Source organism: Shewanella gelidimarina (assembly GCF_023283945.1).
GTDB lineage: Bacteria > Pseudomonadota > Gammaproteobacteria > Enterobacterales > Shewanellaceae > Shewanella > Shewanella gelidimarina.
Window position 1 is genome coordinate 30636 of the sequence record NZ_JAKIKW010000021.1, and the last position, 25491, is coordinate 56126.

Genomic DNA, 25491 nt, shown 5'->3' on the forward strand with positions numbered 1-25491 from the left:
TGGTTCAGGTGATTTAAATTACAGTAGCGAGTGATACGAGGGAGCCGAAGGCTCCCTTTTTGTTATGATTGCTACTTGCAATTCTATAGTACCTAACCTCAGTAACAGTCGGCACACCCTCTGATAATTCTAGGTTCACTGACAACGCTGCCAATATATTTAGCTATCAATTTTCTCGCAACACACATAGCAGTTGTCAGTTGGTAAACGATACTTAAAAAAACCAAGCATTATTTGGTGCTTTCCACAGTTTGGGCAGGCATAAACAATCGCCTTTAATATCAAGTAAGCCCCTAGCGCCATGCCTACGATAAAAAATGAATTCATATAGTATGTGAGTTCGATAGGAATCATTTTGTACATTACAGTGACAATTAATTGAACAATCAGCAGTAACTTAAATTTTTTAGCTCTGGTCATTCCTTTGCCTTACTATGTAGAATTTACGCCAGTTAGGCTAAACTTATTGCTTCTAGCGGCAACTCCTTGCTTCTCTATTAGGATCATGTGGCCGACTATTGTTATATGCATATGCCACATGATGCTTACCATTATCATCTAAGATATCGCACTTTGCCTTATATGGTTTGCCCAGTCCGGAGCGCCAATAATGATGCTTCTTTTCATATTCAGTTTCAAATAGCACGGTGAGTTCCACAGAAACTAGCCAAGCTTTGGGGATAGAGCCAGTGGTTAGGTGTGAGTCCAATCTATCTCGATAGGACTCAATTAGTGAATCAAACTCGTCTGTTTGAGGACTGATATTCCCAGAAAGAAGATCAATCATAATCTCTTTTTTAGCATTATTCTCAACAAACCTGTGTAATGTTCCGATCCCCCAATAACCACCAATATCATTATTTCGGCTGCTAAATGAACCTATTAATCCACTAGCTATACTTCCTAGTTCATTTCTCCGAGCCATATTATCTAGAAGACCTTAACACCCATTTAAGAGGTTGATGACAGTTTGATAAAATGATGTGGCACTACTGCGAAACAACGTAAAATGTTCGCAGTCCCACTAGAAATTAGCCTTGGTGAATCTTAGTTCGGAGGCTCGTTTTGCATTTTAAGTAAAACCCACTTTATGGGGCTTCGAATAAATACCCAGCAGATAAATGCTACTAGTAGGCCAGAAAAGTAAGCACTTAGTGCTATCTGCTCATGGTAGTTAGCACCATCGACCTCAAGCTTTTTCAATAGGTTATTACCTTTAAGGTACTCCCCTTTTATTGATTTACCACGTATTTCATCACTGTACAATTCGCAAAAATTGTATTTTTTAGTCATTAAATAGTAAGTGCCATTTTTTGAAAATTGAACTGAATAGGTACTAAATTTTCCATTGAGTTCACATGATATAACGCTATTACTTAAATCTATTTCTTCGAAATTCTCACCTGACCAAATATGGACAAACCAAGCCGATACACTTAAAAGTATTACAGCTAAAATGACAATATCAATTTTATGAGTAAGCCAAAATTTGTTCATTTACCCACTCAGCATAACCGCTTATTCATTTATCGCTCGATAACGCACTCAGAAACAGTGTTAATTTCGTTCAACTTATCACTGCTAAGATATTGTTGTAAATATTTTATTTATGATGACACTCTCGATAACATAAGCTATTCCAGGCTAAAAAAGAGCTGGTTTTGAGTTATTTAGTGAGAACTACATTTATATGTAGTCTTTCAATAAACAACAAAATAATTGAATACATCACCTTCCTCGTTGGAAATGTCGCTTTCCAGAAATTTCGCCGGGGCACCGATGGTTTGACTCTAATGAAATCATGAGCAGGTACACGCGCTTTCCCCCTTGGCTCTATTCTTGATTACAAGAATGGGCGAAGCGCCACGACCTTGGTCAAGCGCAGCTTGATGCACTTTTGGTTCCAATTGCCTGCGGCAAGCGTATGTGCAGACACTACTGAGGCTCGCTTTTCGCCATCCATGGCCGCTCTGCGGTTTCATCCCTGAAATCGAAGGCCTCAGCCGTATCTACACTGGTTTATAAAAGCGTAAGCTCTCAGCATTTGAGTTTTCCATTTAAAACATAAAAGCCAACCGACTGCAGAAATAACAGAAAACACCAATTCCCCATCGAAGTTGCCGCAATGCGTTGGAAACTATTTATAAACCAGAGTCGCGTAAGTCCAGACATGGATGTCTGGCTAGCTTTCCGGGGCAGGCCGTTTCTTGGCATCCAGCCATCACGGCATTCTTAAATCCATATACATCAGATGTCCCATCGGAAGCGTTAGGCTATTTCAAATAAGTACGAGGAAGACAACTTCGTCGGGGCGTCATGGTGGATGCTAGGAGGATAGGACGAGCAGCCCTTCTTGCTCGACTCTTTACAACAGAATGGGCGAAGCGCCACGACCTTGGTCAAGCGCAGCTTGATGCACTTGTGGTTCCAATTGCCTGCGGCAAGCGTATGTGCAGACGCAACTGAGGCTCGCTGCTAGTACGTCCATGTAAGCTCAACGATGGCATCCATGCCATCGAAGGCCTCAGCCGTATCTACACCGGGTTAGAAAAGCACAATATTTCAGCTTCAATGCCCTTAATTTAAAAACACAAAAAGTCACAGTTCCGTAAAGCTAACAGAAAACACTAATCCCCATCGAAGTTGCCGAAATGCGTTGGAAACTCTTTATAAACCAGAGTCGTGTAAGTCCAGACATGGATGTCTGGCTAGCTTTCGGGGGGCAGGTCGTTCCTTGGCATCCATGCCACCACGACATTCGTAAGTCCATTTACATCAGATGCCCCATCGGAAGCGTTAGCGATTTATCCATAAGTATGAGGCCCGTATCTAATGCATGTAACTTCGTCGGGGCGTCATGGTGGATGCAAGGAGGATAGGACGAGCAGTCCTTCTTGCTCGACTCTTTACAACAGAATGGGCGAAGCGCCACGACCTTGGTCAAGTGCAGCTTGATGCACTTGTGGTTCCAATTGCCTGCGGCAGGCGTATGTACAGACGCAACGAAGGCTCGCTGGGACTATTTATCAAAGAAAGGGCCCATGTAAGCTCAACGAAGACATCTGACCTCCAAGGACGGAGGAAATGCCAAATTCTGTATGGAACAGAATTGGCACTGTTTTCGAAGGCCTCAGCCGCATCTACACTGGGTTATAAAAGCGCAAACTCTCAGCATTTGAGTTTTCAATATTCAGATACTAAAGCCAACAACCAATTCAGAGCTGATTGGTTACACCAACTCCCCATCGGAGTTGCCGAAGTACGTTGAAGAAATAGCCGTAATGCCCACACAGACGTGGGCATAGCTTTCGCGGGACAGGCCGTTCCTTGGCATCCATGCCATCACGGCATTCGTAAATCCATTTACATCAGATGTCCCATCGGAAGCATTAGGCTATTTCGAATAAGTATGAGGAAGACAACTTCGTCTGGGGCGCTGAGGGATTGACTCTTATGAAATCAAGAGCGGGGACAAGCGCTTGCCCCCTTGGCTCCGGTGTGGGCGAAGCGCCACGACTTTGACTTTTTTAAAAGCAGAGTAATTTCATGCACGCTTGCATAAACCTAAACCTGTTTAACCCAAATAATCTGCTCAACGCTAAACCCAAGCTGTTTAGCCTGCTCAGTAAACTGCTGTTTGAGCGCATCACTCACCTCTGGTGTACGTGACAGAAACCAAAGATAATCACGGTTATAACTGGTAATAAAGGCATATTGGTAACCCTCTTTATCAAGCTCATACACCACGTATGAACCATAAAATGGCCCAAAGAAAGACACTTTTAAATAACCAATACTCTCATCATCAACAAAGAATGCTTTACCGTCAGCGCTATTCCAAATCTGCTCTTCGGTTTTAAACCCTCGATTGGTGACTTTAACGCCACCATCTTCACGCATCTCGTAGTTAGCGGTAACTTGCTCCATACCACGCTCAAAACTATGGTCAAGCCGCGCGATCTCATACCAAGTGCCTAAGTATTTAGGCAGTTCAAACTCACCGACAGGCTCAATGCCTTTTGGCAGACTAGTACACGCAGATAATAAAAAGACCGTTAACACTAACCATAATCGCATAAATGAGTTCCTTTAAATTTGAGCAATAAACGCGTTAAAAACCAGTACGTTCATCGCTAGCGTAAAGTTCACTGTGATGGTAATAATCGGCCGCAATAGAAGATTAATGCTAGAGCGTATTAACTCGATAACCCCACAGCATCATCTGTAAGTAGCTGTAGACTGGCAAACTCACGATAAAGCTCACTGCTTTGCATTAACTCTTTATGGGTGCCACTTGCCACTACCAGTCCCTTCTCTAGCACTAAAATACGATCAGCATTGATAACCGTTGCCAATCGATGGGCAATAATCAAAGTGGTTTTATTCACCATTAGCCTGTCTAGCGCTTGTTTTACTTTTTGCTCACTGATGGCGTCGAGTGCACTCGTGGCTTCGTCCAGCAGTAAAATCGGTCGGTCAGCAAGAATAGCGCGAGCAATAGCGATGCGTTGCTTTTGTCCACCAGACAAACGAACACCCCGCTCACCTAAATAGGTTTGATAGCCGTCGGTAAACTCAGCTATAAACTCATCGGCTCTGGCGGCAATACAGGCTTGTTTCACTTCAGCTTCGGTGGCATCCAAACGTCCATAACGCACATTTTCCAGTACACTGCTGGCAAAAATAACCGACTCTTGTGGCACCAAGGCATATTGCTGGCGCAAGGATTGAGGGCTTAACTTAGCGATATCAACACCGTCTAATTCAATGCTACCGCTTTTTAACACATAGAAACGTTGCAGTAGTTCGAACAAAGTACTTTTACCGGCACCGCTCGCCCCGACCAATGCAACCCGTTCGGCTGGCTTGATGTGAATGTCTAAGCCTTGGATGACATCACTCTCTCCGTCTTGCTCAATGCCGCCCTCGCGAATATTGCTGTAAGCAAATCGCACTTGCTTTAACTGCAGTTCGCCGCGCACCAACGCTGGTAACGACAGCGGTTCGGCCACAGTCGGAATATCAATCGGAGTTTCCACTAACTCAATAAGGCGCTCAGTTGCACCTGCAGCGCGTTGAATTTCGCCGATCACTTCGCTAATGGTTGCCACAGAACCTGCCACCATCACCGCATAAAACATAAAGGCTGATAGCTCACCGCTGGTGATACTGCCATTCATCACATCGTGTGCGCCAACCCAGGTGACTAACGCTATCGCCAAGATGCTCAAAAACATCACTAACGAAATTAAAATAGAGCGATACTTTATTCGCCCTTTGGCGGCGTCCATAATCGCTTCGACCCGATCATTGAATAGCGCTCGATCTCTGTCTTCATGGGAATAGGCCTGCACGGTGTGGATCTCATGTAGCGTTTCATCGACATAAGCGCCTAAGTCACCCACTTTGTCTTGGCTTTTACGCGACAAGTCGCGCACCTTACGGCCGAAAAAGAAGATAGGGCCCAACACCATAGGGACTGCGAGTAGCACTAATCCTGTCATTTTAAGACTGGTTATTGCCATCATGACAATGCCACCAATCACAGTCACGCTGGCTCTCAGTGCCATCGACAAACTTTGACCGACCACCGATTGCAACAACGTAGAATCGGCCGTAAAGCGTGAAATAACCTCACCGGTGCGCAGTTTTGCGTAAAATCCAGGCGAGAGTTTGAGTAGATGGTCATACACTTTCAAACGAATATCGGCGCTAACGCGTTCACCTAACCAAGTCATTAAGTAGAAACGGCAAAAAATGGCGCTACTGCTGAGCGCGGTGATCCCAACCACCAGTAAAATAATTTCATTAAGGCGTGAACCATTGTCTTGCAAAAAGCCTTCATCGACCATTAAGCGCACGCCTTGTCCCAGCGACAGCCAAGCGAGTGAACCAATAAAGAGGAAGATAATGGCGGCTATCACCTTAACGCGATAGGGTTTTAAAAAAGCACCAATCCATGGCAAAACGGCGCGATGGCTAACATGTGGCTTATTCGTCGCAGTGTTTTCAAGCAGCGCTTTACTTGGCGCAGTGGTCTCGGCGGTCTTTGATGAGACAGAAGATACTGATTGGCTCAATGAAGTGTCCTAAATTTTAATGTAAACAACATTAGAATAACAAAACCCGCATGAGAGCGGGCAATGTTTATAGAAAAGCTTTGTATGAGAGTATGTTCCTCTAAACTTGCGCTTAAGGCTTATCTCTGCACGGCATTTGCCGCATTCGTCATTAACTTATCGTGTCAGCAAGTTCCGCTTTAGGCGTGCCATGGTGGCCGTCACGTTTCCAATTTACATCTAAAAGCTCTGAACCAGAAAGACTAAAGGCTTGGCCAAATCCCTTTACATATAATCCATGATGAGGGTTAAGTTTAAACAAGTTAAAGTCGGTCAGGGCCGCTAAATTATCAATCATCTCGCCAAAGCGGGCAGACAATGCCGCTACGCCTTTAGTAAAGGTCTCGCTATCTCGTGCAACAAGCTCTGCAGTGGCATCAAAGGTGAGTCGCTTACGGGCAAATACTGACTTTGCTTCTGATTCATCTTCAAGCAACATAACAGACAGCTTATTAGATGCTTTAAGGTTAGTGCCATGGCGTGCAAGTTCACTGACCAGAATATAAAAACCATCGTCAGCCAAGGCAAAAGGCGCATAGCTGGCATTGGGCACGCCATTGGCATCTTGGGTGGCTAGCTGCAGGGTTGAACGGGCAGCTTTAAACGCTTCTATTTCAGGTAATAGCTTCTCACGTAATCTTTGTTCTTTTACAGTCGTCATTGCTCGGCTCTCTTATTTTTTAAGTGGCTAGATGCCACATATCAGGTGCTAGGTCGTATTGACGACCAGCGAGGTTATAGGCATGAGTCGCTAGGCGGTCGCGGTTTGTAGCTCTGCTTTTAGCGCATTAAAACGGGCGACTTGCTCAGGTAGTAACACTCGCTTCTTATCTCGGCCTAAATACACCTTGAACACCACTTCGCCTTGTCCGCCGAAGAAGTTAATGGAATGGCTCTCGCTGCCTCTAAACGGTTTGCTTATCAGTGCTATTGCACTAATGTCATCCAGCTTTAAATGCCCGTGTAGTCCCTCGCCTTTAGTGATGAGATTATAATAACCATGGGCATACTTCCCTTTCGGGAAAGCACCTTTAAACTCAAAGATACTGCCAGAGACTGACACAATCGTGGTCATGTTGCCCCACTCTGGCAGCGACGTTAATAAGCTGTCTTTTTCAGTGATAGGCAGTAGCGCAAGCTGATCAACCGGCAATGCTGACACCACTTCAAACTCACTAATCTTGAGTTCTACGGCAATTTGGCTGGGCATTGCCGCGGGGTTATCGATTAAATGCTGGCGAATGGTTTCAATGGTCGTTGACATGGAATATCTCCAAAATATTAAAATGGCAAAGAGGCTAATCATTACTGACTTAGCCTCCGGGTTAATTGTTTAGCTTTGTTTAGAAGCTATAACGCGCCGACAATTTATAGTTCCGTCCCTGTTCATACAGAGTTTGCCACGCTTGTTGATATTCCTCATCACCGATATTTTCTACTGCAAAGTCGACTCTTAGCCCTTCAAAAGTGCCCATAGCAGGTTCCCATGCCACGTATAGATCCCACAGTTTGTAAGAATCGTATGACTCGGTGTAATCGCTAGGTAACTGATCTTGCTCTGCTACGTAGGTAAAACGAGTACCAAACTTCATGTCACCTTCCATGATGGCTTGCGACACATCGAAGCCGAGCTTTTTAGCTGGAACGTTGGTGAGGTAATCTCCTTCGGTCTTATCTTTGCCTTCTGTTTGGCCGTAATTAAAGCTAACTCGCGTCTGCTCATAGCGGTAACGAGTACTAAATTCAAAACCAGTGAGTTTAGCTTCATCAACGTTGTCCCATGAGGTTGTTTGCTCAAAGCCAGGAATGCCCATTAGTGGGTTAGAGACTGATTGTTCGATAAAATCATCAACATCATTTCTAAACACGTTTAAGGTAATCGCTAACTCATCATCACCGGCAAGTTCAGAGAAACGAAGATCAGCTTTAATCTCCTTGTTTTGGGCTTTTTCAGCTTGCAAATCTGGATTGATTTCAAAGGTATTACAGAGCCCACCGGGCAAGAATCCCGGAATAGGAGGAATACAGTAATGCGTACCTGTTGAGTACATCTCTTCAATGCTTGGGGCACGGAACGCTTGGTCAAATCGCGCGCTTAGGGTTAACCATTCCGTGGTGGTCCAAACCAATCCTATTGACGGCGAAAATGCATTGTCATCAGATTGCGCGTTAAGGTTGTTACTTTCATTTTTAAACGCGTCGTAACGCACAGCGGCGTCAACAGACCAGTTTTCACTTAAGCTGATATCGGCGCGGGTAAAGGCGCCCCAGACCGTGGTTTCGCCGTCAATATCGTCAGGGCGTTGGCCAGTTTGACCGCTGTCATCACGTACCGTTTTAATTGAATCTTTGTAGCCATCAATACCATAGGTCAGCACAGTATTGGAAAATTTAGAGCTATTATTGATACTAAATCCAAGCGTGTCGTATTCGGTGCTATCAACTTGGTTTTTAGTGACCCTGTCTTCATCGTAATCGGTACCATTCCAATAGAAGGTAGCATTAAGATCGAGATAGTGATTATCCGTTGGGTTTAAGCTGTAATCCAAGGTCACATTTTGATCATTGGTTTTGCGCTTAACCAAAGGCACTGAACTGCCAACATTAGTCGTCGGATTACTCGGTACCAGCTCATCAATTTTAGAAAAACGGGTAGACAGTTGCAGACGTTGATCATCTGTCGGTTGCCAACCAAATTTCGCTAAGCCGCTGGTTCCCTCTGAAGCACTGTTTTCAAGCGTCTGATCATTACCCACTTTGATGTTGTTACTGTCGTAATAACTACCGTTTAGCAGCCAATCAACGCTTCCAGCATCAGCGGTATCTGCTAAGCCGTAGATTGCACCACTGGTTTTAGCGCGATCGCCGTTGGTTTCGAAACCTTGCTTAATGTAGCCACCAAAGGTGTCTTCCTCTTCCAGAAAGTCCTGCGCAGATTTGGTGTTTTGCGCCACGACGCCGCCTATAGCGCCACTGCCCCAAAGGCTACTGGCTGGACCACGCACCACTTCAATAGAACTCAGTAGTTCAGGGTCCATAAAGTAAGTGCCGCGATGGCCAGAACTGGTATTTTGACGCGCGCCGTCAATCGTTTGCAATACTCGCTGACCGCCTAAACCACGAATTTCAACCCCTTGAGATGATGCGCGAGGGCCATTTGAGACATTAACATTGGCTACATTCTTAAGCGCCTGCGCAACCGATGCAGGTTGTTGTTCCTGCAACTGCTCTTCAGAGATCACTGCGACAGAGCGGCTGGTTTCAGACACTTTTTCACTCACGCGAGTGGCCGAGACCAATACTTCATCAAATTCGGTAACTTGCTTTACTGGCTCTGCATATACACTGGAGCTAAGAGCCATTGCCATAGCGACGACGAGCGGCTTCTTGTTCATGTTTCAATCCTCAAGGTAAGTTTATGGGGTAGCGACAACAACTCATTTAGTCCATTAATTGTGCAGATTCGAACACCCTATCTATTATTTTTGGCACTTTACCTGAGAAAAAAACATAGATCAAATGAAAATCATTATCATTTGCGATCCTCTTACGATTCGTATATCGTATTGGTAACTTGTTGAGACTATGACATGTAACCTTTTGTAAATTATGTATATTGTAAGCTTTGTAAAGTTTACTGCAGCATAAAAAAACACTTAGGGATATTGCTGTAGTGATGATTGAAAAAGAAAACGGCCATGACTCCTAAACGATATTTTGCTTTTGGTTGCTTAACCCTATTGATCCAAGGGGGGGTACTCGCCTCGCAAAATAGTGAAGCAACAATCCAGCTAAGCTCAGGCTCTGCTATGGGTTCCAATCAGGCGGTTAATCTGTCTATTGCGATGCAAGCCAGCCAAGCGCCAGCAAGTGAAACGGCTACACCTAAGGCTAAGGCGGTTAAAAAGCTTGAGCCAAAGCCCGTCGTAAAGAAGGCTGCAAAACCGATAGCAGAAATCGCGGCTAAGCCTAAACCCGTTGCCAAGCAACTGCCGACGGAGACCGCAAAAACGCTAGCCAGCAAGGTGGAAAAGGTTGTTGAAAAGCAGCCGCAAAAGCCGAGCAGCCAGCAATTGGCTCACAATCAAGCTCAAGCAAAAGCTAAGCAAGGGGTAAGTAAGCAATCCGTTGCGCTAAACCAGCCGACTTTTGCTGCCCCGCCCGCTCAGCCTCACTACCCTAAGAAAGCCCGTAAACGCGGTTTTCAAGGCACTGCGACTATCGAAGTGATGTTCAATCAGGTCGGCGAGCAAATATCACTCACCTTGGTGGATAGTTCAGGTTACCGATTACTCGATAAAGCTGCGCTTAACGCTGTAGAAAAGTGGCAGTTTTCTGCGCCCTCACCGCAAACCGCTTACGCCTATACCGTGCGAGTGCCGGTTAAATTTGAGCTGAACTAAATCTGAATTCAAGCCGAGCGTGTAAACCCATCGCGCTAGGCACAGCTTATTCCAACTGCCCTTCTAGGAGTGAGAGGCCGCTTAACTTCAATCGCAGTGTGATTAAAGTTAACCCGTGCGTTTTAGGGACATGCCACCAACACCGTTAATACCAGGCGATAAATGCTTATCGCAGAGGAAAAGTAAATGTCTCAACCGCTAACGCCATCACTATCTCAAGGGTTGTCTCAGCCTTTATACCAACAACTTTCAGAACAACTTGGCTACCTAACTTGGCCGCTGTTTATCTGCGCTTTTGTAGCCTTAATGATCATTCTCGAACGACTCGCGCTTGTGCTATATGAGTTGCCTAAACGGGATAGTTGGTTGACTCAACTACGCCAACAAGCTCGCAGTGCGACCCCAGAGCAGCGCCAACAATTAATGGCACAGATAAGCCAAGGCCGCAGCATGCTGGCTAAAGGCACCGCGCTACTGCTAAGCCATAGCGATCAAAACCGCCTAATGCGCGAAGAGATCGTCAGTCTCTGGCTCGTGAAGCAAAAAAGTAAACTATTGTCTGGCCTAAAAATATTACAGGTTATCGGAATTATCACCCCGCTACTTGGGCTGTTAGGGACGGTTCTCGGGCTGATTGAGATGTTCAACCAGCTTGGGTTATCGGACGGTCCAGTCACTCCATCGCAGCTTGCATCAGGTCTTGGCTTAGCGATGAACACCACCGCTGCTGGTCTTATTATTGCGGTTCCGGCGATCACTATGGCGCACCTATTGACCCTTTGGGCCGAGAGACGCTGCAATAAAATCACTCATGTATTGAACCTACTCAATTTGTGGCTTGAGGGCTTTGATCAAGCCTTAAGTATCGGCAGCGATACCGCCGCGCAGCTATGCAGCAAAGCGGCTACCTGTAAAGAAGCCAGCTGCCAATCAGCGACAACGCTGGCGGAGCCAAGCTGATGATGGGTTGTGACACGAATGACAGCGTTGCACTTTCTGGCCTAGATCTAACGCCGCTGATTGACATCATTTTTATCGTACTGGTATTTCTTTTACTCACCGCCAATACGCAATTATTGAGCCTGCCTGTGGATGTTCCCACCGAAGCAGATTCCAGTTTAAATGCCCTTTCGCAAGATAAACATGTCGCGATAAATATCATGACAGATCAGCCACACTGGGCGATTGATGGTGTGAGTTATCTGAAGTTTGATGATTTTGAGGTGGCATTTATTAGCGCCTTGAAAGCCAGCCCGAAAGCTAAAGTCATTGTTGCTGCCGACAAAGCCGCGCCAGTGCAACCGCTGATGAATGTGTTAGCGCTAATGCAACGACAACAGATCAGCAATACCCAGATTTTGATGGAACCCTAACAACCTTAAACGAGCAATATCGACTTGCTTACGGCATTCCTTTTTATTATTTTGGAGCTTTTTAATGTTCAACTGTACAACTCATTTAAAAACTAAATTATCAACCCGCTTTAAAACCACTTCTAAGATGGGCGCCACAGCCATCTTCAGTATCTTGGCGCTAATCAGTTCTTCGGCCTACGCCCATGATGGCGAGCACGTTAATGGGCATGAACAATCATCAACACCGCGGGTTATCAGCGCTGGCGCGGGTATGACCGAGCTGGTTTTTGCCCTCGATGCGGGTGACGAACTGGTGGCAGTCGATTCCACCAGCCAACTGCCTAAAGACAAAGAAGACATTGCCAAGCTTGGCTACCATCGCATGCTTTCAGCTGAAGGGATCTTAGCGCTTAGCCCAAGCCTAGTGCTGGGTTCTGACGCTATGGGGCCTAAAGCGACCTTAGATGTTTTAAGTTCAGCCAAGATTAATGTCGTGCAGCTGCCTCATGCCAATACTCAAACTCAACTGTTTAGCAATATCGATGCTATGGGCCAGCTACTACAGCGTGAAACACAAGCTAAGCAACTTAAAACCGAACTACAGCAATCATTTACCGACATTGAGCGCAAGCAACAACGGATTGCTAGCAAAGGCGATGCCCCTAAAGTGTTGTTTCTACTGTTACAGGCCGACAGACCAGCGCGTGTTGGTGGCGATGATACCGCCGCCGATATCATTATCAAATTGGCTGGTGGCAACAACATCGCTGGTTTCTCTGGCTATAAAAGTGTCTCTCAAGAGGGCATTCTTGCCCTACAACCAGACGTCATTTTGATCTCAAACCGCGCTGATAAAGCGACTGAAGACCCAGTGCGTTCGCTACTGAAGAAAATGCCACTGCTGGCACATACTCCCGCAGGCAAAAACGAGCAGATCCAAAACCTTAACCCGCAAGCGCTGATCGGCGGCCTTGGAATTAGTGCTATCGAAGCGGCTGATAAACTTGCTAGCGATTTTATTAGCGTAAAACGCTACTAAACCTTGTCCCTACGCCATTATTTAACAGGATTCGTAAATGGATAATCGTCGTTGGCTTTGGCCCTGTTTGTTGACCGCTTTGGTCATCACTAGCCTGATGTCTGTCAGCATAGGTCCACTGCAAATTAGCCCTAGCGTGAGTTTCAGTGCCGTCATTAACTGGGCGACTCAAATTGACATAGGCAGTGTTGCCCCACACGAACAGTTAGTGATCGACCAAGTCCGCCTACCGCGTACATTGTTGGCGTTAGCAGTGGGTGCGGTACTGGCTCAGTGTGGCGCGGTGATGCAGGGGTTGTTTAGAAACCCACTGGCAGATCCCGGTATCATTGGAGTGTCGTCAGGTGCCGCCTTTGGCGCCGCTATCTGCATTGTGCTGTTTCCTCAAGGCGGTGAATACGCCGTGGCAATCAGTGCCTTTCTAGCTGGGTTAGTAACCACCTTAGTGGTTTACCGTTTAGCCAGTAGCCCTAGCGGAACCTCGGTTGTATTACTGCTGCTATCTGGCGTAGCCGTGGCAGCGCTTGCAGGCGCGGGCATCGGTCTACTCACCTATATGGCCGACGATATGGCATTGAGGGATCTCACCCTGTGGCAGCTCGGTTCTATCGCCGGCGCGCAGTGGCATTACGTCATATTAAGCTTGATCGCCTTAGCGGTGGTTAGTTGGCAGTTTAACCGCTCAGCTAAGGCGCTTAATGCGTTATTACTGGGTGAAGCTGAAGCGCGTCACTTAGGCTTAGATGTTGATAAATTAAAACTCAAGCTCATCGTGCTTTGCGCTATTGGGGTGGGAATATCGGTTGCCGCCACTGGCATCATTGGTTTTATCGGCCTAGTCGTGCCGCATTTGGTACGGATGATGGTGGGGCCAGATCATAAACAGCTACTGCCACTCAGTGCCATACTCGGCGCTGCATTGCTTGCGCTGGCCGATATCGGTGCTCGCGCCATTGTTGCGCCATCAGAGCTACCCGTAGGGTTGGTCACAGCGCTTATCGGTGCGCCGTTCTTCATCGTGTTATTACTCAAACAACGCAGTAAGTTGGTCTAGCCATGAATAATTCAACCCAGTCACAGCCAGCGGCTATAGCGGCTCATCTATCGAATGTAAGTAGAACGACAGTCATAGAGCTAGAGCACCTTTCAGTGCGTATTGGTCAAAAACCAGTACTAACCGACATAAACCTCAAGTTAAAAGCCGGTGAAGTCACCGCACTTTTAGGGCCAAATGGGGCCGGTAAATCAACCTTGCTAAAAAGTTTATGTCAGGAAATCGAGCTTGAAGCAGGCCGGATTAACATTCACCAGCAACCACTGACGCAATGGGATAGGCAAAATCTAGCAAAATCGTTAGCGGTACTGCCACAACACGCCTCACTGACGTTTCCATTTCAAGTTCATCAAGTGGTCGAAATGGGGCTATATCCGTTAACGCTCAGCCAACAACAAGGTGAGCAGTTGATTGATTCGCAGTTAGAACAGGTGGCCTTAAGCCACTTAAAATACCGCAGCTACCCGACACTGTCTGGCGGCGAGAAACAGCGAGTGCAATTAGCCCGGGTATTAACCCAGCTAGCTCAATCGGATAAGCCACCAATATTACTGTTGGATGAACCCACCTCAGCACTGGATTTAGCCCAGCAGCACAGGGTATTAAAGCTGGTAAAATCCTTAGCTCATGAACAAAATTACGCCGTCGTAGTGGTACTTCATGACCTTAATCAAGCATCACGCTATGCCGACAGGTTGGTGATTTTACAACAAGGAGAAGTTGTCAGTGATGGGCCACCACACGAGGCGTTAACCCCTGCAACCATTAGGCAGGTTTGGCAATACGATCCTATTGTAGTGAATGAGCCTGGACAGCTGACACCACTATTGTTTTAAACTACGCTTCCTAAAAAGGTTAAAGTCGCTTTATAGCGTCGGTATTTTAAAACCTCTTTATAATCCGTATTTAAAGTATTGTTATCAACAATACTTCAGAGTTTGTTCTAGAATCAATATCAGCAACTTATAGGTCTTTATTGATATTGAACTAAATGGGTGGATGATGACGCTCTATAAATTTAATCGGACAACCAATAACATCAACGCTGAAAAGCTCATGCGGATCAATTATCGCAAAGAGTGCGAATCCGATATCGACGCCATTGATACGTTGACTCAGCTCGCTTTTGTCAATGTCGAGCATTCAACACATACCGAGCACTTTATTGTTCGCCGCCTAAGAGACGCAAGCGCATTAAGCGTGTCTTTGGTTGCAGAAACCAACGGCGAGATTATTGGTCATGTCGCGCTATCGCCAGTAACTATTTCCGACGGCAGCATAAACTGGTATGGTCTTGGCCCTATTTCGGTCAGGCCTGATTACCAAGATAAAGCCATCGGTTCAAGCTTGATAAGTGAAGCATTGAGCGAACTAAAAAAGCTCGGTGCTGCAGGCTGCGTATTGCTAGGCCAGCCCAGTTTTTACAGCCGTTTTGGCTTTACGGCAAATACTTCAATCGTACTTGAGGGCGTGCCAGCAGCCTATTTTCTGCAACTGACCTTCTCCGATAAAGCGCCTAGCGGCATCGTAAACTACCACAGCGCTTTCTCAGCAACTCGTTAGGCCGAGCTTAAAATGATAACAGTAGCCATAGATAAGCAAGGCTAGTTTTGAGCTGGTCAAACGCACCGACTCGGCGCGTTTGAGATTTAGCAAACGAGTAATAGATAAAACAGACGGAAGTATATGAAGTAGCAATAAGGCCAGTCCAGCTGCAGCACCTTGTTAACGATTGTTTTTAAAGTGAATGGGTGATTGCCTAGTCTTGTCTACTTGCAGTTTAAATACATCAGGCCTTGAGTAATGCCCAGCGACATCCAAAGCACGCTTAGAAGTTGAGGCCAAATCAACATCAATATCCAAAATGATATAGCCTTTCTCTTTAGATAATGGCCCTGACACTATTTCACCGCTAGGCGATACCACAAGCGAACCTCCGGGGTTAATCCATTCTTCATCAGCCGGGTAAATTTCATCTATATTTGGAAAGTCTTTAGGTAAATCTTTTCGCTCTAAAGCAACACCACAAGATAAAACCCAACACTTACCTTCCCGAGCAATGTGCTGCATAGTGCCAGTCCAAGCATCACCACTGTCATAGGTTGGTGCAATATATATTTCTATCCCTTGCGAATATAGAGAGTACCTTGCCAGAGGCATATAATTTTCCCAGCATATTAAGCTACCAATTCTACCGACTGGAGTATCAATAACATTTAAACCATGCCCATCTCCAAACCCCCATACCATTCGCTCTGGGTTTGTGGGCATGAGTTTTCGATGATGATTGATAATTTGACCTTGAGTATCAATGGTGATTACTGAGTTATATATTGTGGATTGGCTATTAGCATTATCTCGTTCGTTAATACCACATACGACTGTAACGCTGTTGTCTTTGGCTGCTTCGAGCATAGGGTTGAGATCGTCCGAACTTAAATCAATCGCATTTTTAAGTAATCTAACATGTAGCTCTTCACTGATCCCCCAGTCACCACCAGGTCTAAGCCGCCATATCCAGGCAGGGTATCCTGCTATGAATGCCTCTGGAAAAACAATCAGTTCAGCCCCTTTGGCGGAGACGGAATTAATGATCTCTACAGCTTTTTCTATGGTACGTTTTTTATCAAGAACGTAAGGAGACTCTTGAATAAGTGCGATTTTTTTCATCATTAACTCCCTTTCGATAAGTCGTTTAATTAGCGCTCAAAACTTCGAAAAAAGAGTAAGTCCAGAACGTTAGCTGGCAATGATTGTTAAATAACACCGCTGAGAATTGCCATTACAATCATTAAGTGCACTTAAATAATAGAAGCCTTTAAGTTTCTTTGGTGACTCATCTTAAAAAACAAATTAAGCTAAAAATCATCATCCATGACGATGAAGTACCAGGATAGGAAGTCTGAAAAATGAATTTGCCACGCATAAACCAGAACAACATCATTAATGGCACTCTCTTACAGCATCAATTTTTACCTTCATCTATAATACTTTTCAGCTCAAAGCGTTAGCTTTCTATACCGAGGACATACCATGACCAATATCGTTTTTATCGCCACCAGTCTCGATGGTTTCATTGCAGACAAAGACAATAAAGTCGATTGGCTCCATGAAACCCCAAACCCTGATAATTCTGATCTCGGTTACAACGCTTTTATCGAGCGAGTAGAGGCGTTAGTCATGGGCCGAAACACCCTAGAAATCGTTCTCAGCTTCGGTATTGACTGGCCCTATACTAAACCCGTATTTGTGCTCAGCAATACCATGAAGGCGGTACCTGCAGGACTCGAAGATAAAGTGTTTTTAGTGAAAGGCCCACTGACAGAGATCATGACAAAAATACACGGTCAAGGTTACAACAACCTCTATATTGATGGGGGTTTGACCATACAAAACTTCTTAAAAGAAGATTTGATTGATGAGCTGATTATCACCACTATTCCAGTACTCTTGGGCGGCGGGATCCCATTATTTGGCGGGTTGGTCGCACCACTTAAGTTTAAGCATGTAAAGTCAGAAAGCTTTATTGATTGCTTGGTACAAAATAGCTTTATTAGAGTTCGATAACTTCTACTCGCAAACACAATATCCAAAGCTTAGATTTACAATGCAAAGCAACAGATATTGATCCATCGCACCACAGCACTATTTGATAATGATTATCATTACCTTTGAATTGATTTTACTATTTGAGAGTAATGATGATCCTAACGCCAACCATGACTGGCATAGCAAGTCCTGAACCATTGCAAAATGCCTTTAAAGTTAAAAGTGCTCCCCATGCCGGTCGCAGTGGCAGTCGCCCAGTCAACTTAACAACGGCACTTTGGCATCAATGGTGGCAACAACCCAGCAAAAGTGACCAGCGGGCACTGTATATCCATATTCCCTTTTGCCGTAAGCGCTGTAGCTTCTGTAATTTCTTTGAAAATGGCACTAATCCTGAGCGAATTAGCCGCTATGTTAGCCGCCTATGCGAACAATTAAGGATTGCTGCAGACACGCCTTTCGCCCAAAGTCAGCCATTTGATACCGTCTATGTTGGCGGCGGTACGCCTACCGATATGCAGGCCGATGAGATCGCGATGTTAGGCGCAGCGATAAGCAAATTCCCATTGATAAAGAATGCCGAAGTGTCGCTCGAAGGCCGTCTCAATGGCTTTGATGATGACAAATGGCACAGTGCGTTAGATAACGGATTTAACCGCTTCTCGTTTGGAGTGCAAAGCTTCGATACTCATGTACGCCAAGCCGCCGGACGCTTTGATGATAAAGACACCTTACTCAGCCGCCTTAATGAGTTGAGCCAACATCCGAGCGCCAGTATCGTCATCGATCTTATTTTTGGCCTACCCGGTCAGACCTTAGATATTTGGCAACAAGATCTGCAAGCCGTTATCGACAGTGGTGTACATGGGGTCGATCTCTATCAATTGATAGGCCTCGGCGGCACGCGCATCGACCGGGCTAGCGAGAAAGGCAAAATACTTGGCACCGACGAAAGTGAATTTCAGGCCGATAGCCAAACGCGGGCACAGATGTACGCCTATGGCGCCAACTTACTCGAATCAAACCAGTGGCAACGGTTATCCAGCTGCCACTGGCGCCGCGACAATCGTGAACGCAGCCTCTATAACTCACTTGCCAAAAGCGGTATCGAAATACTGCCGTTTGGCGCTGGTGCTGGCGGCAGTATCCATGGCCATGGGGTAATGAATGCCCGCAGCTTAACCGACTGGCACCAAGCCCATTCACAACCCACTGACGTTATAGATGGGGCAACCCCCACTAAAGTGCCCGGAATGGCACTAAGCCCTAATCCATCGGCGGAACTCGATGCGATTTTTAAACGCGGCCTAGACGGCGGAACACTGCAATTTTCACAACTAGAGGCCAGCTTACTTCAGCAGTTACAGCCACTCTTTCATGCATGGCAAACCAATGGTCTGGCGCAGCTTAATAACCACGCCCTTACTTTGACCTTGGCTGGGCGCTTTTGGAACGTGAATATGCAAACGGGTTTGTTTGAATTTTTGGCTGAAAATAAGTCAGTAAATGATAAATGAGCTCATGTTATAGTGAGCTTATTCTTAGCTAAGCATTCATAAAATATGGCACAGCCAATCTCAGACGAAACTAAAAACGAAGCCGTAAAAGTGGCAAAATCAATTCAAAAACCAGGGCAAACTAAAGAGCAAACGAAGCTCATTGCGCTAGGGATTGAAAAAGGCATTGCGGAGTATAAAAAGCAGCAAAAAGGCAAAGCACGCATTCGCGACAAACAGAAAAAACAGCAAGTGCGTGCTAAAGCCCGTACCACTGAAAACGAACATGATCTCGAGGATAATATAGAAGATCGCGCTGCTAGTCCTTATCTACCCTGGGGATTATTAACCCTCAGCTGGATTGGCTTTATCAGCTATATCGTCATCAGCAAGTAGTCCACAATACTGTCGATTAATCATCACCGTTTAGCCGCGCACTTTTCAGCGCGGCGCTATTATTGAGCCATCATCCTGTTTTATACCCATCCTCGACATTCACGCCTAAAAACCGGATTTACACCAACCGACACAAACAGGTAAGCACCTGATATTAAGCAACAAAAACCCAAAACGATACTACGCCGCAATTCTATTCATATTTTGTCATAACTTGTCTTAACTTGTTCATTGTTACCCACATCGCTGTTCATAACCTCTCCCTATAATGGCCTCATCAAAGAAAGGGTTAGCTGGAGCTAAACGGTCATGACGAATCAACATCCCCAAAAAAAGCACACGAGTAACAAGAAGGATGAGCTTAAAGCCTTATGTTTTATCATCTTTATTCTATTCCCTGCGTTAAGTATCACTTTTGTTAGCATTTACGGCTTCATCATTTGGATGATCCAAGCATTTGGTGGCGTTGTCGCTCACTAATCCCCTTTTACACTTTTTAAACTTATTACGAGGATGCGATTATGAGATGGTTGCTTAACATCTGGCGCACATTAAACAAACCGACACAATACCTCACACTGGGCTCAGTCAGTGTTTCAGCCTTTATTATGGGCATTATCTTTTGGGGTGGTTTTAACACTGCACTTCAAGCAACAAATACTGAAGAGTTTTGTATTAGCTGCCACAGCATGGAAAGCATGCCTTATAAAGAGCTGCAAGAGACAGTGCATTGGTCAAATCATTCCGGCGTTCGCGCAACCTGCCCTGATTGCCACGTACCACATGATTGGAGCCGTAAAATTGGCCGTAAAATTGAAGCCTCTCACGATATGTGGGGCTGGTTACTACAAACCGTCAATACACCTGAAAAGTTCGAAGACAAACGTCTAGAGATGGCCAGCCGTGAGTGGAAACGATTCGACCGTGATAACTCTCTCGCGTGTAAAAACTGCCACAACTACGACTCAATGAAATGGGACAGCATGTCTAAGCTAGCGCAAAAGCAGATGAAACGCGCAGCTAAACTCGACCAGAGCTGTGTTGATTGTCATAAAGGTATCGCCCACAAGCTACCCGATATGGGCACCGCTCGAGCACCAGAATTGATTGCAGAAGTCGGTTCAGGCGTTAACGGCTTAGAGGTTGACCAAACCTATTTCTCAGCACTGACTAAACCTGTTTATTTCAACGAAAAAACCGATGTTGAAGCGGGCACATTAAACATCGCCACTAAAGTGAAAGTGTTAGCACTTAAAGGCAACCGCGCCAAGATTGGTATTAGCGGCTGGAGAAAGAAAATTGGTGCAGGTCGCGTTATCTACTACGATTTCGGCTTAAATATTCTATCGGCTCAACTAACCAAAGACGCTGCACTTGAAGAGGGTGTCATCAGCACCTTTGAAGAGAAAGAAGACCCAATGACAGGCCTTAAATGGCAACGTGTAGAAACCGTTATCTGGACAGATACCGACTACCTACTCAACGACTTACAGCCACTTTGGGATTATGCGCGTAGCACATATAGCACCAGCTGTAGCGTATGCCATACCCAACCGGACGAGAGTCACTTTGACGCCAACACATGGCCAGGTATGTTCCAAGGCATGATCGCCTTCGTCAACATGGACCAAGATACTCAAGCTTTAGTGCAAAAGTACTTACAAGAGCATTCATCAACTTTCAATAAGTCGGCTCACTAATAGGACATCACATTATGAAAAGAAGAGACTTTTTAAAAGGCTTAGTCGGCACATCTTATGTTGTACTTAGCGGGTCGTCAGTCCTTGCGCCATTGAATGCGTTAGCCGCCTCAGCAGCCAAAACTAACGAAGGTTGGCTCACCACAGGATCGCACTTTGGTGCTTTCAAAATGAAGCGCAAAAATGGCGTGATAGATCAAGTCATTCCATTTGAAAGAGACAAGTATCCAACTGACATGATTAACGGTGTCAAAGGCTTAGTCTACAACCCGTCACGTGTTCGCTATCCAATGGTGCGCTTAGACTTTTTACTCAAGGGTCATAAGAGCGACACCACCCAACGGGGCGACTTCCGCTTTGTGCGAGTGACTTGGGATAAAGCCCTGTCTTTGTTTAAAGATTCGCTTGATGAAGTACAAACAAAATATGGTCCGTCAGGACTACACGCTGGCCAAACGGGCTGGCGCGCTACTGGTCAGTTGCACTCAAGCACGAGCCATATGCAACGCGCTGTTGGCATGCACGGTAACTTCGTTAAAAAAGTCGGTGACTACTCAACGGGTGCAGGCCAAACCATTTTGCCTTACATCTTAGGTTCTACCGAAGTGTATGCCCAAGGCACTTCATGGCCGCTTATTCTTGAACATTCTAAGACCATTATTTTATGGTCAAACGATCCGTACAAGAACTTACAAGTGGGCTGGAACGCTGAAACTCATGAGTCATACGCTTACCTTGCGCAGCTAAAAGAGAAAGTGGCTAAGGGTGAAATACGCGTTATCAGTATCGATCCTGTGGTCACCAAGACGCAGCAGTATTTAGGCTGTGAGCAGCTTTACGTTAACCCGCAAACTGACGTGGCATTGATGCTCGGCATCGCCCACGAAATGGTCGCTAAAAACCTGCATTACACTCAGTTTATTGAAGGTTACAGCTTAGGTTTCGATAAATTCCTGCCTTATCTCCAAGGCGAAACAGACGGTGTTGAGAAGACACCTGAATGGGCTGCTGAGATCACTGGCGTATCGGCTGAGATCATCCGCGATCTCGCAAAAGTCATGACCAAAGGTCGTACTCAAATGCTCATGGGCTGGTGTATTCAACGTCAGCAGCACGGCGAACAACCTTATTGGATGGCGGCCGTACTTGCCACTATGACAGGCCAAATTGGTCTGCCTGGCGGCGGGATAAGCTACGGTCATCACTACTCAAGCATTGGTGTTCCATCATCGGGTGCCGCGGCGCCGGGCGCGTTCCCACGCAATTTAGATGAAGACCAAAAGCCGCTGTTTGATAACAACGACTTTAAAGGCACCAGCAGCACTATTCCGGTCGCGCGTTGGATTGATGCGATTCTTGAGCCGGGTAAAACCATTGATTCAAACGGTTCAAAAGTCACCTTCCCAGATATCAAGATGATGGTTTTTTCCGGCAATAACCCTTGGAACCATCACCAAGATCGTAACCGCATGAAGCAAGCGTTCCAAAAGCTTGAGTGTGTGGTCACCATCGATATGAACTGGACTGCGACCTGTCGCTTCTCAGATATCGTATTGCCAGCGTGTACCACTTTTGAGCGTAACGACATCGATGTATACGGCAGTTATGCTAACCGCGGTGTACTGGCGATGCAGAAGATGGTTGAACCGCTGTTTGATAGCTTGTCAGATTTCGAGATTTTTACCCGCTTCGCGCGTCTAATGGGTAAAGAGAAAGAGTACACTCGCGGCATGACTGAGCGTGACTGGCTCAATAAGCTCTACACCGATTGTAAGAATGCCAACGCGGGCAAGTTTGAAATGCCTGAATTCGATGAATTCTGGAAAGAGGGTTATGTTCATTTTGGTGAAGGGAAACCTTGGACTCGCCACGCGGCATTTAGAGAAGATCCTGAGATCAATCCATTGGGAACGCCTTCTGGCTTAATTGAGATATACAGCCGTAAAATAGCTCAGTACCAGTACGATGACTGTCCAGGTCACCCGACTTGGATGGAAAAATCAGAACGTAGCCATGGCGGTCCAGGTTCAGACAAGTTCCCCGTCTGGATGCAATCTTGTCACCCCGATAAGCGTTTGCATTCACAGATGTGTGAATCAGAAGAGTTCCGTGGCACTTACACCGTCAAAGACCGTGAGCCCGTCTACCTCAACCCTGAAGATGCTAAAGCGCGTGGCATTAACGCCGGTGATGTGGTGCGGGTGTTTAACGGCCGTGGTCAGTTACTTGCTGGCGCAGTGGTATCTGATAACTTCCCTAAAGGCGTTATCCGTATCCATGAAGGCGCTTGGTATGGTCCTGTCGGTGAAGACGGTAGCAAAGAGGGCGGTGCAGAAATCGGTGCACTATGCAGCTATGGCGACCCGAATACGCTAACGCAAGACATTGGTACTTCAAAGCTTGCTCAAGCTTGCTCGGCTTACACTTGTTTAGTTGAATTTGAGAAGTATAAAGGTAAAGTACCTGCTGTAAGTTCATTTAGCGGACCCGTTGAGATAACACTATGAGCGCAGCAACAACTAACCCCGTAAATCAAGTCAGAAGCACGATTTATCAGCTACTTTCATCATTGTTTGCGAAAGAGGTAGATCATAAAACATTGCATGAATTGACCTGTACTCAAGCACAAGAATTTTGGTCTCAACTTGCTAATGAGCCCGATTTTAAAGCAGATGTTGATGTGCTGGTAGCAGAGCTAGCAAAGCTTAATAGCGACAAAGCGCTGCTCGAGCTTGCGGCTGATTATTGTGGTTTGTTTTTAGTCGGCACCAAACACAGTGCCTCGCCATACGCTAGCCTCTATTTAAATAAAAGCTCGAGTGATAAAGCTGCCACAAAAGGCAATGAGCCATTACTGTTTGGTCAGCAGCACCAGCAGATGACGCAGTTTTTAAAACAGAGTCAGTTGCAGGTGCAAAGCGAGTTCCCTGAGCCCGCAGATCATCTCGCGGTGATATTGGCCTATGTAGCACATATCAGCATGCATAGCAGTCACCAAGAGCAACTGCTGTTTATCCGCGATTATCTTGCAAACTGGTTACCAAAGCTTGTCGCTAAAGTCGCCAAGGTCGATACCGGCAAGTTCTATATTGCGTTAGCGCAGCTCACATTAGCTTGGGTGGAGTCAGATATTGAATGGCTTGCAAGCGAAAGCTAATACAGACTGAACCACTGGCACTCTGAAAGACAACCGTAAAAAAGCCGATAATGATTATGTCATTATCGGCTTTTTTGTATCATGAATGTGAGACAACACACTTGTTGTAAACACATTACATTTGTAGACTCAATGAGTTAATATCAACCAATATAAGATGTTATATACACGGCTTATCAATAAGAATAAAAAGAGCACTTTACTGCTTTACTCTCTTTAACGAGAGTGCGATACCACAACGGAGATTTTCTATCATGGACGAATTATTCATTACAGTTGGCTTATTCATACTGATTGTTAGCATCCACACACAGAGGTCAACCGACAAACGGTTGAGAGTCATCGAACACAAAATTGACTCCTTGTTAAAAAACAACGGTATTTTTTTTCATAACAACATCAATGTATCTAAAGAAGTATTAACTGCCATTACTCTAGGTAAAAAACTAACCGCTATCAGGCTTTATCGCAAAGATACCGGTGCAAGCTTGAAAGAAGCGCACGGCATAATCAACAGACTCGTCGAAAAAACAGCGTCACCATTGAGACAAAGCGACTAATGCAGTATCGGCACTGCCACACTCTTTCAACATCAGGCGATAGCTATTCAGCTAATCGGCAAACGTGTAAATAATAACCAGGCATGACTCAAAATGAATATGAATAAACAAAATGCATCACTTTCCCACCATTCAGGCTTCACCCTCATAGAGTTGGTTGTCGTGATTATTATTTTAGGCATTTTGTCTGTTACGGCATTACCTAAATTTATTAATATGAAATCAGACGCAAACATTGCAGTGATAAAAGGCGCCAAAGGCTCGATAAAAACAGCTGTTTCACTCTTTAAAGCTAAAACCATGACTTCAGGTAATAGCTTGACTGATGTGGTCGAGTTTTCTGGTGTTAAAGGCAGTCATTACCAACCTTGGGCAGCGACAGCTACTGCAAATGGCTTTTCTGCAGATTACTCCTCTCCTCCTGAAATATTTGAGGCGGCAGGGCTAGATGTTAACGACTGGTCTTACAAAATTTATGTACCCACTAGCTATGCTGTGGTTGCTGCGCCCAAAAGCGTACTCGATAAAAGCCAGCCTAGCGCTACAGAGGTAAAAGCAACTAACTGCTATTTTGAATATCACTGGCAATCAGCTGGCGAGCCGACAATCACCACGGTGATGACCGACTGTTAGAAGGCTTAAATGCTGACAACAACTGATCAT

25 protein-coding genes are annotated in these 25491 nt (G+C 45.6%); 16 read left to right on the forward strand and 9 right to left on the reverse strand.

Annotated elements, in window-relative coordinates; genetic code table 11:
* Window positions 1–159: 159 nt before the first annotated feature.
* The 8 genes from L2729_RS16480 to L2729_RS16515 form a co-directional block, all read right to left on the reverse strand.
* Window positions 160–420, reverse strand: a complete 261-nt coding sequence (locus tag L2729_RS16480; RefSeq protein ID WP_248989234.1) for a hypothetical protein — start codon at window positions 418–420, stop codon at window positions 160–162.
* Between the two features lie 52 nt (window positions 421–472).
* A complete protein-coding gene (locus L2729_RS16485; RefSeq protein ID WP_248989235.1) occupies window positions 473–925 on the reverse strand; it encodes a hypothetical protein in 453 nt (150 codons plus the stop codon).
* Between the two features lie 122 nt (window positions 926–1047).
* Window positions 1048–1497: a hypothetical protein gene (locus L2729_RS16490; protein WP_248989236.1), complete on the reverse strand. Its 450-nt coding sequence runs from the start codon at window positions 1495–1497 to the stop codon at window positions 1048–1050.
* A 2067-nt stretch (window positions 1498–3564) separates the two neighbouring features.
* Window positions 3565–4077, reverse strand: a complete 513-nt coding sequence (locus L2729_RS16495; protein ID WP_248989237.1) for a lipocalin family protein — start codon at window positions 4075–4077, stop codon at window positions 3565–3567.
* Between the two features lie 119 nt (window positions 4078–4196).
* Window positions 4197–6017 (reverse strand): ABC transporter transmembrane domain-containing protein, encoded by a 1821-nt coding sequence (locus L2729_RS16500; RefSeq protein WP_248989291.1) that lies wholly within the window; start codon window positions 6015–6017, stop codon window positions 4197–4199.
* 214 nt (window positions 6018–6231) lie between these two features.
* Window positions 6232–6780 (reverse strand): heme utilization protein HutZ, encoded by a 549-nt coding sequence (gene hutZ / locus L2729_RS16505; RefSeq protein WP_248989238.1) that lies wholly within the window; start codon window positions 6778–6780, stop codon window positions 6232–6234.
* A gap of 90 nt (window positions 6781–6870) precedes the next feature.
* Entirely contained in the window at window positions 6871–7383 is a 513-nt protein-coding gene (gene hutX / locus L2729_RS16510) for a heme utilization cystosolic carrier protein HutX (RefSeq protein ID WP_248989239.1), read from the reverse strand.
* 79 nt (window positions 7384–7462) lie between these two features.
* Complete coding sequence (locus L2729_RS16515; protein WP_248989240.1) at window positions 7463–9514, reverse strand: TonB-dependent hemoglobin/transferrin/lactoferrin family receptor; 2052 nt, start codon at window positions 9512–9514, stop codon at window positions 7463–7465.
* Between the two features lie 303 nt (window positions 9515–9817).
* Between L2729_RS16515 and L2729_RS16520 the strand changes: the two genes are divergently transcribed.
* The 7 genes from L2729_RS16520 to L2729_RS16550 all read left to right on the forward strand — a co-directional run bounded on the left by L2729_RS16520 (window position 9818) and on the right by L2729_RS16550 (window position 15533).
* Window positions 9818–10522 carry an energy transducer TonB gene (locus tag L2729_RS16520; protein WP_248989241.1) on the forward strand — a complete coding sequence of 235 codons (705 nt, stop codon included), beginning with the start codon at window positions 9818–9820 and terminating at the stop codon, window positions 10520–10522.
* Window positions 10523–10708: 186 nt separating this feature from the next.
* A complete protein-coding gene (locus tag L2729_RS16525; protein WP_374702318.1) occupies window positions 10709–11482 on the forward strand; it encodes a MotA/TolQ/ExbB proton channel family protein in 774 nt (257 codons plus the stop codon).
* Window positions 11482–11895, forward strand: a complete 414-nt coding sequence (locus tag L2729_RS16530; RefSeq protein WP_248989242.1) for an ExbD/TolR family protein — start codon at window positions 11482–11484, stop codon at window positions 11893–11895. The genes L2729_RS16525 and L2729_RS16530 overlap by 1 nt, the downstream gene beginning before the upstream one ends.
* A gap of 64 nt (window positions 11896–11959) precedes the next feature.
* The gene (locus L2729_RS16535; RefSeq protein ID WP_428848257.1) at window positions 11960–12916 is read left to right on the forward strand and encodes a heme/hemin ABC transporter substrate-binding protein; all 957 of its coding nucleotides are present in this window, start codon (window positions 11960–11962) and stop codon (window positions 12914–12916) included.
* Between the two features lie 37 nt (window positions 12917–12953).
* Entirely contained in the window at window positions 12954–13970 is a 1017-nt protein-coding gene (locus L2729_RS16540) for a FecCD family ABC transporter permease (RefSeq protein WP_248989243.1), read from the forward strand.
* A gap of 2 nt (window positions 13971–13972) precedes the next feature.
* On the forward strand, window positions 13973–14806 hold the full coding sequence (locus tag L2729_RS16545; RefSeq protein ID WP_248989244.1) for a heme ABC transporter ATP-binding protein: 834 nt from the start codon (window positions 13973–13975) through the stop codon (window positions 14804–14806).
* A 166-nt stretch (window positions 14807–14972) separates the two neighbouring features.
* Window positions 14973–15533: a GNAT family N-acetyltransferase gene (locus L2729_RS16550; protein WP_248989245.1), complete on the forward strand. Its 561-nt coding sequence runs from the start codon at window positions 14973–14975 to the stop codon at window positions 15531–15533.
* Between the two features lie 162 nt (window positions 15534–15695).
* Here L2729_RS16550 and L2729_RS16555 read toward each other — a convergent pair whose 3' ends face one another.
* Window positions 15696–16640, reverse strand: a complete 945-nt coding sequence (locus L2729_RS16555; protein ID WP_248989246.1) for a carbon-nitrogen hydrolase family protein — start codon at window positions 16638–16640, stop codon at window positions 15696–15698.
* Between the two features lie 363 nt (window positions 16641–17003).
* On the opposite strand from L2729_RS16555, the gene L2729_RS16560 reads away from it, so the two are divergent.
* The 9 genes from L2729_RS16560 (at window position 17004) to L2729_RS16600 (ending at window position 25461) form a co-directional block, all read left to right on the forward strand.
* Window positions 17004–17537: a dihydrofolate reductase family protein gene (locus L2729_RS16560; protein ID WP_248989247.1), complete on the forward strand. Its 534-nt coding sequence runs from the start codon at window positions 17004–17006 to the stop codon at window positions 17535–17537.
* Window positions 17538–17668: 131 nt separating this feature from the next.
* Window positions 17669–19036 carry a heme anaerobic degradation radical SAM methyltransferase ChuW/HutW gene (hutW, locus tag L2729_RS16565; RefSeq protein ID WP_248989248.1) on the forward strand — a complete coding sequence of 456 codons (1368 nt, stop codon included), beginning with the start codon at window positions 17669–17671 and terminating at the stop codon, window positions 19034–19036.
* A gap of 45 nt (window positions 19037–19081) precedes the next feature.
* Window positions 19082–19411 carry a DUF2956 domain-containing protein gene (locus tag L2729_RS16570; protein ID WP_248989249.1) on the forward strand — a complete coding sequence of 110 codons (330 nt, stop codon included), beginning with the start codon at window positions 19082–19084 and terminating at the stop codon, window positions 19409–19411.
* 309 nt (window positions 19412–19720) lie between these two features.
* Window positions 19721–19891 (forward strand): trimethylamine N-oxide reductase system protein TorE, encoded by a 171-nt coding sequence (gene torE / locus L2729_RS16575; protein ID WP_248989250.1) that lies wholly within the window; start codon window positions 19721–19723, stop codon window positions 19889–19891.
* 41 nt (window positions 19892–19932) lie between these two features.
* Window positions 19933–21111: a pentaheme c-type cytochrome TorC gene (gene torC, locus L2729_RS16580; RefSeq protein ID WP_248989251.1), complete on the forward strand. Its 1179-nt coding sequence runs from the start codon at window positions 19933–19935 to the stop codon at window positions 21109–21111.
* A 14-nt stretch (window positions 21112–21125) separates the two neighbouring features.
* A complete protein-coding gene (torA, locus tag L2729_RS16585; RefSeq protein WP_248989252.1) occupies window positions 21126–23618 on the forward strand; it encodes a trimethylamine-N-oxide reductase TorA in 2493 nt (830 codons plus the stop codon).
* Window positions 23615–24268 carry a molecular chaperone TorD gene (torD, locus tag L2729_RS16590; protein WP_248989253.1) on the forward strand — a complete coding sequence of 218 codons (654 nt, stop codon included), beginning with the start codon at window positions 23615–23617 and terminating at the stop codon, window positions 24266–24268. Before torA ends, torD begins: the two co-directional genes overlap by 4 nt.
* A 254-nt stretch (window positions 24269–24522) precedes the next feature.
* Complete coding sequence (locus L2729_RS16595; protein WP_248989254.1) at window positions 24523–24828, forward strand: hypothetical protein; 306 nt, start codon at window positions 24523–24525, stop codon at window positions 24826–24828.
* A gap of 93 nt (window positions 24829–24921) precedes the next feature.
* Window positions 24922–25461 carry a type II secretion system protein gene (locus tag L2729_RS16600; protein WP_283104262.1) on the forward strand — a complete coding sequence of 180 codons (540 nt, stop codon included), beginning with the start codon at window positions 24922–24924 and terminating at the stop codon, window positions 25459–25461.
* The last annotated feature ends 30 nt before the right edge of the window (window positions 25462–25491 follow it).

Coding starts and splice junctions, on each gene's coding strand:
- L2729_RS16480 (WP_248989234.1), bottom strand. CDS start 420: ATGACCAGAGCTAAAAAATTTAAGTTACTGCTGATTGTTCAATTAATT.
- L2729_RS16485 (WP_248989235.1), bottom strand. CDS start 925: ATGGCTCGGAGAAATGAACTAGGAAGTATAGCTAGTGGATTAATAGGT.
- L2729_RS16490 (WP_248989236.1), bottom strand. CDS start 1,497: ATGAACAAATTTTGGCTTACTCATAAAATTGATATTGTCATTTTAGCT.
- L2729_RS16495 (WP_248989237.1), bottom strand. CDS start 4,077: ATGCGATTATGGTTAGTGTTAACGGTCTTTTTATTATCTGCGTGTACT.
- hutZ (WP_248989238.1), bottom strand. CDS start 6,780: ATGACGACTGTAAAAGAACAAAGATTACGTGAGAAGCTATTACCTGAA.
- hutX (WP_248989239.1), bottom strand. CDS start 7,383: ATGTCAACGACCATTGAAACCATTCGCCAGCATTTAATCGATAACCCC.
- L2729_RS16515 (WP_248989240.1), bottom strand. CDS start 9,514: ATGAACAAGAAGCCGCTCGTCGTCGCTATGGCAATGGCTCTTAGCTCC.
- L2729_RS16520 (WP_248989241.1), top strand. CDS start 9,818: ATGACTCCTAAACGATATTTTGCTTTTGGTTGCTTAACCCTATTGATC.
- L2729_RS16525 (WP_374702318.1), top strand. CDS start 10,709: ATGTCTCAACCGCTAACGCCATCACTATCTCAAGGGTTGTCTCAGCCT.
- L2729_RS16530 (WP_248989242.1), top strand. CDS start 11,482: ATGATGGGTTGTGACACGAATGACAGCGTTGCACTTTCTGGCCTAGAT.
- L2729_RS16535 (WP_428848257.1), top strand. CDS start 11,960: ATGTTCAACTGTACAACTCATTTAAAAACTAAATTATCAACCCGCTTT.
- L2729_RS16540 (WP_248989243.1), top strand. CDS start 12,954: ATGGATAATCGTCGTTGGCTTTGGCCCTGTTTGTTGACCGCTTTGGTC.
- L2729_RS16545 (WP_248989244.1), top strand. CDS start 13,973: ATGAATAATTCAACCCAGTCACAGCCAGCGGCTATAGCGGCTCATCTA.
- L2729_RS16550 (WP_248989245.1), top strand. CDS start 14,973: ATGACGCTCTATAAATTTAATCGGACAACCAATAACATCAACGCTGAA.
- L2729_RS16555 (WP_248989246.1), bottom strand. CDS start 16,640: ATGAAAAAAATCGCACTTATTCAAGAGTCTCCTTACGTTCTTGATAAA.
- L2729_RS16560 (WP_248989247.1), top strand. CDS start 17,004: ATGACCAATATCGTTTTTATCGCCACCAGTCTCGATGGTTTCATTGCA.
- hutW (WP_248989248.1), top strand. CDS start 17,669: ATGATGATCCTAACGCCAACCATGACTGGCATAGCAAGTCCTGAACCA.
- L2729_RS16570 (WP_248989249.1), top strand. CDS start 19,082: ATGGCACAGCCAATCTCAGACGAAACTAAAAACGAAGCCGTAAAAGTG.
- torE (WP_248989250.1), top strand. CDS start 19,721: ATGACGAATCAACATCCCCAAAAAAAGCACACGAGTAACAAGAAGGAT.
- torC (WP_248989251.1), top strand. CDS start 19,933: ATGAGATGGTTGCTTAACATCTGGCGCACATTAAACAAACCGACACAA.
- torA (WP_248989252.1), top strand. CDS start 21,126: ATGAAAAGAAGAGACTTTTTAAAAGGCTTAGTCGGCACATCTTATGTT.
- torD (WP_248989253.1), top strand. CDS start 23,615: ATGAGCGCAGCAACAACTAACCCCGTAAATCAAGTCAGAAGCACGATT.
- L2729_RS16595 (WP_248989254.1), top strand. CDS start 24,523: ATGGACGAATTATTCATTACAGTTGGCTTATTCATACTGATTGTTAGC.
- L2729_RS16600 (WP_283104262.1), top strand. CDS start 24,922: ATGAATATGAATAAACAAAATGCATCACTTTCCCACCATTCAGGCTTC.